We start from the raw sequence: 10,788 nt of genomic DNA on the forward strand, positions 1-10,788 counted from the left end.
AGCAGTGTTCAGCGTAAATGTATCAGCCTTTCTCTGTAGACGTTCGATTGCACCTAAAAAATTGCCCCGCCCATCACCGGGCGGGGTTATTGCTGCATCCTCAGGCCAGCTTAAACTGCCTCTGGAACTTTGGCCTCTTCCGCCGCCACTTCCTGCACCACGATCTTGCCCCGGAACACCACGTAGTTGTAGATGTTGTAGGACAAGATAACCGGGATCAGAAAGCCAATAAAGGTGAGCATAAACACCAGGGAGCTGGGGGAGGCCGCCGCTTCGTAGATGGTGACGCTGGGGGGGATGATGTTGGGGAAGACCATGAACCCCAAGCCGATAAAAGAAAGCGCAAAGATCAAAAAAGTGTAAACCAAAACGCTATTTTCTTCCCGCCGGCGCAGGCTGCGCAGCAACAACGCCACCAACAAAAGTCCCAGAACTGGGATGGCAGCAAAGATGTAGAAAAGAGGGGGCGAGAAAAGCTGAGCACGCGCCTGCTCGGACATGATAGGAGTGCTGATGGTGATAAACACTGCCCCCAGTAAAGTTGTCCAGGTGGCGATGGTTGCCGTCTTGTAGTAGGTTTCCTGAAGCTCGCCGGTGGTCTTAACGATTAGGTAGGCTGAGCCGATTAACACATAGCCCTGGATCAAAGTAAGAGCCACCAACAGCGTGCGCCAGGTCAGCCAATCCCAGGGGCTGCCGGCAAAGTGGCCGGCTTCGTCCACTTGGATCCCTTCGAAGACGCTGCCCAAGGCAAATCCCTGGCCCAAGGCTGCCAAAAAGCTGCCCACTCCAAAGGCCAGGTTCCACACCAACTTGTTGTCGGCGTTTTCCCGAAACTCGAAGGAAACGGCCCGCAAGATCAGGCCCACCACCATGATCACCAAGGGTATGTAGAGGGCATTGAGAATGGTGGCGTAGGCGAGAGGAAAAGATCCAAATAGGGATCCCCCCATCAACACCAGCCACGTCTCGTTGGCATCCCAAACATTGCCCAAGCTGGTCATGAGAATGCTGCGCCGCGTCTCGCTGGAGGCCGTCAGGGAGAGGATACCAACTCCCAGATCAAACCCGTCCAGCAGAACGTAGAGAAATAGGAATAGGCCCAGGATAAAAAACCAAACCTGGGGCAGAAACCGCTGTAAAGGCTCAAAAGATTCCATCGCTGTTCCCTCTGCTTTGAGTATTTCTGACCAGTGCGAGACAGTTCCCGATGGCGATCCCCAGTCCCTCTCCCTCTAGGGAAGGGAAGTTGGGAGTTGACGTAGCGAAGGGTTTCACTGCTGTGGGGAATGGGCCTGCTACGTTGCCCTGTTGCTACTTGGAGTCACCAGTTAGATGGCTACCAAACTGCTGCTACCGAGCTTCTGCAGGACGGCGATCTGGCTCGTGGCGGGCAGGCTCGACCACGATCACCGGCTGCGTTGCTGGGGCAGGAGCGGGCAACTCCAGGTTTGGCCCTTCGCGGATGATGCGGCTGCCAAAGTAAAGGGCGGCCACGAAAAACACGGTGTACAAGATGGTCAAGCCGATCAAGGAGAACAACACTTCTCCTGCCGGCAGCGGTGAAACCGATTCCACCGTGCGCAGTTGTCCATACACAATCCAGGGCTGCCGACCCACACAGCGGACGATCCAACCAGTTTCAACGGCGATGTATCCCAGGGGTGCTGCGAAGATCCAAGCTCTCATCAGCCATTTCTGCTGAGAAAGGGCCTCCACTGAGAGCTTGCCCCTCAGCCATTGGACAAGGGTAACTCCGACAAGCCCGGCCAGAAAAAGACCAATGGCCACCATCGTTCTGAAGGAGTAGTAGATCAGGCCGACCATGTGGGGACGATTTTGGGGATCCCAGCTTTTGAGCCCTTGAATGGGTCGATCCAGCCTGGGTTTGAACTCCAGCAGATAGCCCAGCGCGCCAGGGATCTTCACCTCCCACTCGTTGCGCTCTTCGCGGTCGTTGGGCACAGCCAACAGGCTCCAGTCTGCCCGCTCGCCGGCGGGGATCGTCTCCCACTGGGCCTCCATAGCTGCCAGTTTGGCCGGCTGATAGCGATACACTTGCTCTGCGCTCAAATGGCCGATATACACCTGCAGGGGGGCAACCACCAGGGCCATCGCCAGGACCACTTTGAGGGAGCGGGAGAAAAACTCGCTGTGCCGCCGATTGAGAATGTACCAAGCACTGATGCCACCGATAACAAACAAAGAGGTTTCCAAGGTGGCAAAAAACATGTGCAGAAAGCTGTTGACCATGAAGGGGTTGACAATAGCTTGCAGGTAGTCCCGCACCACAAATTTCCCATCGACGAACACGCCACCTGCCGGCGTCTGCAGCCAAGAGTTGGCCGTCAGGATCCAAAAGGTGGAGAGGTTGGCGCCAAAAGCCACCAGGATCGTCGAGATCCAGTGAATCACTGGCGGCACCCGATCCCAGCCGAACAGCATGATCCCCAGAAAGCTGGCCTCCAGCATAAAGGCCATCGTGCCTTCAAACCCCAGGATGGTGCCGAAAAAATCTCCCACTGCTTCGGAGAAGGGCGCCCAGTTCATGCCAAACTGAAAGGCCATTGGCAAGCCTGAGGCCACGCCAATACCGAAGTTCAACACATAGAGTTTTGACCAGAAACGGGCGTGACGGTAGTAATCTAGGTTGCGGGTTTTCAGCCAAAGTCCCTCAACAACAACGAGATAAATGGCCATCCCCGTTGTTAAAACCGGCCACAACATGTGAAAAATGGCCGTGAGGGCAAACTGTAGACGAGAAAGGGCAACGGTATCTAGAAACATGATTTGTACCAAGCTTAGATGAATTGGCCAATACAGCTTTTTCCGACAACATCCTCTGCAGTTGATGCAGCTACACCTCTTGCATGAAAAACATCTTGCTCCCTAGCAGACATTGGATGAGGCCGGGAAAGCTCTGCTTTTTGTTCCTTCTAACATCGAATCTTGGCTAAGACAATTGACAGGCCGTCCGACTCTAAAGGTTAATTTTAGGATTCTGGAAGTGTGAACTCTTTTTTGTAATTTAGACTACAAGACAAAGAGCGCACTGCGAACCTAGCGGCCAAAGCCTGGCAGGCCGCTAGTATAGGATTTTGGTTTTTTTCGTCTTTAAACAACAAAACTGTTGTCTTGTTGTATAGATCCAGGAGCGATTCCCAGCAAGGGAGGACTTCCGGTTTACAGAGCCGGCAGACGGCTGCTGATCGTCCCCGGAGCCTGCCAGAATTGGGATCCCTGCTTGTTGGGATCGCAGTTTGCAGTGTGGGGTGGAAGATGTCGTTTATCCCGCTGGTGCGCTTTCTGGCCCAATCTGGCTTGATGCAAGAGTTGGCCGCCCGGTTGAGATCACGGCGACAGGCAGATCTGCAGGGGGCAGGGCGGATTGCCAAGGGGTTGATCGCCTCGGCTTTGGCCCAGCAGGAGGGAAGATCCCTGCTGGTGGTCACCGCCACCTTGGAGGAGGCAGGCCGCTGGACAGCGCAATTGGAGGGCATGGGCTGGGAGACGGTGCAGCTCTACCCCACCTCCGAGGCTTCCCCTTACGAACCTTTTGACCTGGAACCGGAGCTGGTGTGGGGCCAGTTTCAGGTGCTGGCCGATTGCCTCCAGGGGAAGAAGGGCATGGCCATTGTGGCGACAGAGCGGGCCCTCCAACCCCACCTCCCTCCCCCAGAGGTGTTGCGGGCCTTTTGCCTCCAGCTGGAACCCGGCCTGGAGATGTCGCCGCAGCAGTTGGGGCAGCAGTTGGCTCGTCTGGGCTACCAGCGGGTGAGTCTGGTGGAAAGCGAGGGGCAGTGGAGCCAAAGGGGCGACATTCTCGACGTTTTCCCAGTGGCCTGCGAATGGCCGGTGCGCCTAGAGTGGTTTGGCAACGAGCTGGAGAGGCTGCGGGAGTTTGACCCAGTCAGCCAGCGCTCCCAAGATGGGATCCCCTACGTCTGGCTTACTCCCACCGGCTATGGGCCTATCCTCTGGCCGGCTCTGCAGGAAAAAGCCGATCAGCTCTCCCAGGGCCTACGGCAGCAGTTGGAGCAGTCGCCGACTCCTCCGGAAGGCTTGCGCCGTTTTCTTGGCCTACTCTACGATCCGCCAGCCAACCTGCTGAGCTATCTGGATCCCGAGGCTTTGATCCTGATCGACGAGCCGGAGCAGTGCCAAGCCCACAGCCGGCAGTGGCTAAGCCACGCCCAGGAGCAGTGGCAGCTGGCCCGGGCCAGCGAGCCAGCTCTGGTGCCTTTCCACCGCCCCTTTGATCTCAAGGCTCCCGACTGGGATCCCTTCCCCTGCCTGTTGGCCCGCACCTTTGCCCCTGCTGGCGAAGCCGAAGCTGCCCTTGACCTAAAAAGCCGGCCTGTGCCTACTGCTCCCCACCAGTTTGGATCCCTGGCCAAAACCCTGCGCGAGTACCGCAAGCAGCAGTTGCAGGTGTGGATCCTCTCTGCCCAGCCCTCCCGCACCGTAGCTCTGCTGCAGGAACACGACTGCCCCGCCCAGTACGTGCCCAATCCCAAAGACTTCCCGGCCATCGAGCGCCAGCTGCAGTCCTACACCCCAGTGGCCCTCAAGTATTCCGGCCTGGCCGAGCTGGAGGGGGTTCTCCTGCCCACCTTGGGGTGGGTGGTGCTCACCGACCGCGAGTTTTTCGGCCAGCACAGCCTGGCCACCCCTACTTATGTGCGCAAGCGCCGCCAGGCCAGCTCTCGCCAGGTGGATCCCAACCTGCTCAAGCCAGGGGATTTTGTCGTTCACAAGGCGCATGGCATTGGCCAGTTTCTGCGCTTAGAAAGCCTCACCATTGGGGGCGAAACCCGCGAGTACCTGGTTATTCAATACAGCGATGGCCTGTTGCGGGTGGCTGCCGACCAGGTCAACTCCCTTTCCCGCTACCGCGCCAGCGGGGATGGACCACCTGCCCTGCACAAGATGTCCGGCAGCACCTGGGAAAAGACCAAACAGAAGGTGAAAAAGAGCCTGCGAAAAGTGGCCTTTGACCTGCTGCAGCTCTATGCCAAACGCGCCGAACAGGAGGGCTATGCCTTCCCGCCCGATTCTCCTTGGCAACAGGAGCTGGAAGATTCTTTCCCCTATCCCCTGACGCCGGATCAACTCCGAGCTGTCCAGGAGATCAAGCGGGATATGGAATCTCCACGCCCTATGGATCGGCTGCTGTGTGGGGACGTGGGCTTTGGCAAAACAGAGGTGGCAATCCGTGCCATTTTCAAGGCCGTAACCGCCGGCAAGCAAGTGGCTCTTTTGGCGCCGACCACCATTCTCACCCAGCAGCACTACCACACCCTCAAAGAGCGCTTTGCTCCCTATCCTATTCAAGTGGGCTTGCTCAACCGCTTCCGCACCTCGGAGGAGAAAAAAGAAATCCTATCCCGTCTCAAGAGTGGCGAACTGGATGTTGTGGTGGGCACCCACCAGCTTTTGGGCAAGGATGTGCAATTTCGGGATTTAGGCCTTTTGGTGATTGACGAAGAGCAGCGCTTTGGCGTCAACCAAAAAGAGAAGATTAAGCTGCTGAAAACCCAGGTGGATGTGCTGACGCTCACCGCCACCCCCATCCCGCGCACCCTGTATATGGCCTTGTCGGGGCTGCGGGAAATGAGCCTGATCCAAACTCCCCCGCCTTCCCGTCGGCCCATTAAAACTCACCTTTCGCCCTACAACCCCGAAGTCATCCGTACGGCTATCCGCCAAGAGTTGGATCGCGGCGGTCAAGTCTTCTATGTCGTCAACCGCATTGAAGGCATCGAAGAAACCAGTGCCAAATTGCGGGAGTGGGTGCCCGGTGCTCGCATTGCCATTGCCCACGGGCAGATGCCGGAAGGGGAGCTAGAGGCAACGATGCTGGCTTTTAACAATGGGGAAATCGATATCCTGGTCTGCACGACGATTATCGAATCCGGTTTGGATATTCCCCGCGTCAACACCATTTTGATTGAAAATGCTCAGGAGTTTGGATTGGCTCAGCTATACCAGCTGCGGGGGCGGGTGGGCCGGGCTGGGATCCAAGCCCATGCTTGGCTGTTTTACCGAGAAGACGGGATCCTCACCGAGGAGGCCCGCAAACGCCTACAGGCCATTCAGGAATTTACCCAACTGGGATCCGGCTATCAGTTGGCAATGCGGGATATGGAAATTCGTGGCATTGGCAACCTGCTGGGAACGGAACAATCCGGGCAAGTCAATGCGGTGGGCTTCGATCTTTACCTGGAAATGCTGCAAGAAGCCATTCGAGAAATTCGCGGCCAGGAGATCCCACAGGTGGAGGACACACAAATTGACCTCAATGTAACCGCCATGATCCCGCAAAGCTATATTCCCGACGAAGATCAAAAGATGCAGGCTTATCGACACCTGGCCGCTGCCGGCTCTCGGGTCGAGCTGTTGCAAATTGCCCAAGAATGGCAAGACCGCTTTGGCCCCCTGCCCAAGCCCACTCAGGAGCTGCTGCGGGTAATGGAGCTGAAGGTGCTGGCCCGAGCCCTGGGCTTTTCCCGCATTAGGCCAGCCAAGGAGCATGTCCTTTTGGAAACCCCCATGGAGGAGCCCGCTTGGAATCGCCTGAAAGAGGCCCTGCCCACTCACCTGCAGCCTCGCTTTGTTTACCAACCGGGCAAGGTGACGGTGCGGGGTCTGGGGATGGTACCGGCAGCGCAGCAACTGGAGAGCCTTTTGCAGTGGCTAGACAAAATGAGTTTGGCCCTGAGCCGGATGGAGGCTGGGATCCCAATGACCCCCTAGATCTTGCCGGATCCCTCTCGAGGCGGGCCCATGCTCTGGTGTGAGAGAGTGGAATGGGTGGGCGGCCTTCCTCTGTTTGAACTTTTGCCCTCCTTTTTGCATCGGGTTCGCGTCATGAAAGTTCTAGAAGCTCACCACCTCCAAAAAACCTACCGGCAAGGAGGCAGGGAGGTGCGGGCGGTGGTGGATGTCTCCCTGACGCTGGCAGCAGGGGAGATCCTGGCTTTTTTGGGGCCCAACGGGGCCGGCAAGACCACCACCATTAAGATGATTGCCGGCCTGATCCAACCCGACGCGGGCACAGTGTGCGTTCTCGGACGGGATCCCCACAGGGATCCTGGCACATTGGCCCAAGTAGGGGCGGTGCTGGAAGGCAACCGCAACCTCTACTGGCGGCTGACCCCCCTCCAGAACTTGGAGTACTTTGGCGTGCTGCGGGGGCTACCCCCCAGAACCGCCCGGCAACGGGGGCTAGAGCTCCTGGAGACCTTTGGCCTGTGGGAAAAGCGGGATGTTGCCGTGCAAACCCTTTCGCGGGGTATGCAGCAGAAGGTGGCCATTGCCGTTGCCCTCCTGCACCAGCCGGCCCTGTTGTTGCTGGATGAGCCCACCCTAGGGCTGGACGTGGAAGCCGCCCAAGCGGTGAAATCCCTCATCCGCCAGATTGCTGCCTCCGGGCAGGCCATTCTGCTAACTACCCATCAACTGGAGATGGCGGAGGTGCTGGCGGATCAGGTGGCTGTCATTCAGCAGGGGGTGATCGTTGCCCAAGCCCCCACGCGCGAGTTCATCCGGAACTTTGCCGGCGCCGTCAGCACTTATCGGATCGAGCTGGAACAGGGGCTGGATCCCTGGAGGGTTGAACAACTGGCCCGCCAAGGGGTGGAGATTCTCGGATCCCATCGGGTGCGGTTCAGCGGCCCGCCAGAGAGGCTTTATCAGGTGCTAGAGATCTTGAGGCCTTTGCCCTTGCTGGGCCTCAAACGAGAGGAAGCCGATCTCACCCACATCTTCCTCAAGTTGTTGAAAAGAGGGGATAGACAATGCCAGTGATCCACCTGTTTTGGGCTGAACTGAAGCGGGCCTGGATCCAGTACATTCGCTATCCGGCGGAGGCCCTGGGCGGGATCCTGATCACCACGTTCTTCTTCTATGCCCTCTTTGCCGGCGCCCAATATGTGGCAGGGCCTGCCTCCCAATTTGGCGAACGGTTGGATGCGGTGGTGATCGGCTATGTGCTCTGGACGCTGGTCATTTTTGTGGTCAACGACATCGCCCTCAACCTGCAGGTGGAAGCCCAGACAGGCACCTTGGAGCAGGTGTTGCTCTCGCCATTTTCGGCAGCCACTCTCTTCTTGGCACGGGCTTGTGCCAGCTTGGTGTTGCGCTTTTCCATTGTCGTCGTCATTCTGGGCGTCATCTTATTGCTGACGGGCAGCCGGTTGCGGTTTCCCCCTGCTCTGGTGTTGCCTTTGGTGAGCGTGGTGCTGGGGGCCTACGGCTTCTCGTTTTTGCTGGGATCCGCTGCTCTAATTTGGAAGCGAATTCAGCAGCTTTTGATCATCAGCCAATTCGGCCTGCTTTTCCTGTTGGCTGCTCCCACGGAAGAATGGCCGGGATCCCTGAGGTGGCTAGGGCAAAGTCTGCCCATGACGGCGGGGGCGGGGCTGCTGCGAGACGTGATGGTGCGGGAGGCGGGCTTGGATCCCGTGCGCTTGGCCATGGCTCTAGCCAGCGGCGTTTTCTACTTCGGCCTGGGCTTGCTGACCTTTCGCCGGGCAATGCGGCTAGCCAAACGTCAAGGGATCCTGGGATCCCAGTAGAGGTCTGCAGGAGGGCATCTAGAGCGAACGTTGGTCGGGGGAGCGGTGCAGCAGGTGAGGGAAGTGGTATTCTACCGCTCCAGTGACCGGGTTGTTTTCGGGGAAAGCCATGCTCCGCCGGCTCAGCTCTTGCAGCGCCTTTTCAATTTCGTCAAAGTCGGCAGGTAAGTCGATAGCTATCTCCGCAAGGGTGAGGATCCCTTGCCGCTGTTGGGCTAGCCGCAGGATCTCCCGCATCAGAGCTTGACCTTTCAAGGGCTGAGAAGGCGCTGAAACGGCCTTTGCAGGCGTTGGGGAAGGCTGGGATCCCTGTAGAACTGCCAGTTTGAAGTTGTGATTTTCCACCATGCCTGGGATCAAAAACAGGTCAATTAACTGGCCAAAGCCCAGCAGGCCAAAGGTGAACAGCCAGAGGATGCCTGTTCCAGTCTTGCCCAGGTAGAAGCGATGGACGCCACAGATCCCGAAGATGCCCAACGCCCAGAGGATATAGGCAGTACCGACAGACTTGGGTTCAGCGGGGGGCAGCAGGTAGCGAGAACTCATGGGGATTTGACGAGATAACTCCGAGCGGGTACTTCCAGTTTGTCATCTTCTGGCCTGGACGGGCAGAAGAGAACCGGCGTGATCTCTGCAAGCAAGCTGGGATCCCTTCTACGCTCTTGTCTGAGGGAGGGCAGCCTCAACGGGAAAACAACCGGAATAATGAGATCCAAGTCCCCCAGGCTCAAAGAACTCCGTCTCCCGCTCACGCAAGCAGTGGACATGCCTATAGAAGGCAAGGGAAAGTCGATGTTTGAGCCAATTTTAATCGGGTTGAGCGCTGTGCTCTGGGGCCTCCTCTGGGGCTACGCTACACTGCTGGTTGTGCTGGTGAACTTTAAGGAGCGAGGATCGGTTTACGCCTACCCTATGCAGGCGGTGCTGGATCGCTTTGTCGAATCCTTGGGGCTGGGCTGGCTTAAGGATCTGCATGCCCTGCAACTGAGGCCGCTGCGCCAGATCAGCTATGCTCTGTTCGGCGCCGTCACCCTAGGGGTGGCTTTCATGCTCTGGGTGTTGGGGTGAGGCGATGACCAGATCGACAGGCGCATTCCCGCAGCAACTGCAAATGCGTTAACCCAACCCGAGTTCTCGACAGGCTCATAATGACCGCTGCCCAACTGGTTGCTATTCTCTCCACTGCCATTGCCACCGCCACACCGGTGGTCTTCGCCTGTGTGGGGGAAACCATTACCGAGCGGGCAGGGGTGATCAACCTCTCCGCAGAGGGGACGATCATGCTGGCGGCCATGGTTGGGTTCGCCGTGGCCAAGCTGACGGGAAGCTTGGTATTGGGCTTTTTGGCTGCCGCCGCGGTGGGAGCGCTGTTTGCTGGGATCGTGGCCTTTGGCTCGCTGACCCTGAAGGGATCCCAAATTGCCATTGGTTTCGTCTTGACCCTATTGGGGGCGGATTTGTCTTCCTTTTTGGGCAATCCGTTCGTGCGGATCCCAGGGCCAACGGTGCCCAGCCTGCCCATCCCCTTCCTGAGAGAGGTGCCGCTGCTGGGGCCACTCCTGTTCCAAGGGGATCTGTTGCTGTACGCCAGCTACGCGCTCATCGGGGGAACTTGGTTCTTTTTGTATCGCACTCAGCCTGGCCTGATGTTGCGGGCTATGGGAGAACAGCCGGCGGCGGCTTTTGCCCGCGGCACCAATGTCATTTTCTGGCGCTATGTCTATACCCTTGTGGGGGGATCCCTATTGGGCTTGGCGGGGGCTGCCTTTTCTCTGGATTTCAAGGCCGGCTGGAGCCACCGACATACAGCAGGGTATGGCTGGATTGCTTTGGCCATCGTCATCTTCGGCGGCTGGAACCCCTTGCGGGTAGCCCTGGGGGCCTACCTGTTCGGCATTTTGCAGTCCTTTGCCGGAGTTGCCCAGACTACCATCCGCGCCGTGCCCACCCAAGTTTTTACGGTGGCTCCCTTTGTGTTGATGATTTTGGTGTTGGTGCTCACTTCTGGGGAATGGTGGGAGTACGGCTTGCGCGGGATCCCACCTCGGCTGCGGCGCTGGATCCAGCAGGCGGTGAAGGCCACTCCGCCGGCAGCTCTGGGGCAGCCGTTTGAACCGGGCTAGAGGTTGCTTCCGGCACTGCGGCTTGGGGGTCGCTGATCAGCCGGATCGGAGAGGGGAATGTAAACTACCCGACCCTGACTGCTTCG

General features: G+C 58.1%; 8 protein-coding genes. 5 read left to right on the forward strand and 3 right to left on the reverse strand.

Features of this window, described 5'->3' with window-relative positions:
• Nucleotides 1-110: 110 nt before the first annotated feature.
• Both cydB and NW815_RS03510 read right to left on the reverse strand, forming a co-directional pair.
• Nucleotides 111-1,160, reverse strand: a complete 1,050-nt coding sequence (gene cydB, locus NW815_RS03505; RefSeq protein ID WP_414375450.1) for a cytochrome d ubiquinol oxidase subunit II — start codon at nucleotides 1,158-1,160, stop codon at nucleotides 111-113.
• 193 nt (nucleotides 1,161-1,353) lie between these two features.
• Complete coding sequence (locus NW815_RS03510; protein WP_414390663.1) at nucleotides 1,354-2,787, reverse strand: cytochrome ubiquinol oxidase subunit I; 1,434 nt, start codon at nucleotides 2,785-2,787, stop codon at nucleotides 1,354-1,356.
• A 492-nt stretch (nucleotides 2,788-3,279) separates the two neighbouring features.
• Here NW815_RS03510 and mfd point away from each other — a divergent pair, with 492 nt between their 5' ends.
• From mfd to NW815_RS03525, 3 genes are read left to right on the forward strand one after another with little or no spacing between them, the layout of a single operon-like run.
• Complete coding sequence (gene mfd, locus NW815_RS03515; RefSeq protein ID WP_414415710.1) at nucleotides 3,280-6,756, forward strand: transcription-repair coupling factor; 3,477 nt, start codon at nucleotides 3,280-3,282, stop codon at nucleotides 6,754-6,756.
• A gap of 30 nt (nucleotides 6,757-6,786) precedes the next feature.
• A complete protein-coding gene (locus tag NW815_RS03520) occupies nucleotides 6,787-7,809 on the forward strand; it encodes an ABC transporter ATP-binding protein (RefSeq protein WP_414415711.1) in 1,023 nt (340 codons plus the stop codon).
• Nucleotides 7,800-8,579, forward strand: a complete 780-nt coding sequence (locus NW815_RS03525) for an ABC transporter permease (RefSeq protein ID WP_414389012.1) — start codon at nucleotides 7,800-7,802, stop codon at nucleotides 8,577-8,579. Before NW815_RS03520 ends, NW815_RS03525 begins: the two co-directional genes overlap by 10 nt.
• Nucleotides 8,580-8,597: 18 nt before the next feature.
• Here NW815_RS03525 and NW815_RS03530 read toward each other — a convergent pair whose 3' ends face one another.
• Entirely contained in the window at nucleotides 8,598-9,125 is a 528-nt protein-coding gene (locus NW815_RS03530; RefSeq protein ID WP_414331507.1) for a TM2 domain-containing protein, read from the reverse strand.
• 246 nt (nucleotides 9,126-9,371) lie between these two features.
• On the opposite strand from NW815_RS03530, the gene NW815_RS03535 reads away from it, so the two are divergent.
• On the forward strand, nucleotides 9,372-9,647 hold the full coding sequence (locus NW815_RS03535) for a hypothetical protein (RefSeq protein ID WP_414415712.1): 276 nt from the start codon (nucleotides 9,372-9,374) through the stop codon (nucleotides 9,645-9,647).
• Between the two features lie 80 nt (nucleotides 9,648-9,727).
• Entirely contained in the window at nucleotides 9,728-10,702 is a 975-nt protein-coding gene (locus NW815_RS03540) for an ABC transporter permease (protein ID WP_414389016.1), read from the forward strand.
• The last annotated feature ends 86 nt before the right edge of the window (nucleotides 10,703-10,788 follow it).

This window comes from Synechococcus sp. R6-7 (genome assembly GCF_047461695.1).
GTDB lineage: Bacteria > Cyanobacteriota > Cyanobacteriia > Thermostichales > Thermostichaceae > Thermostichus.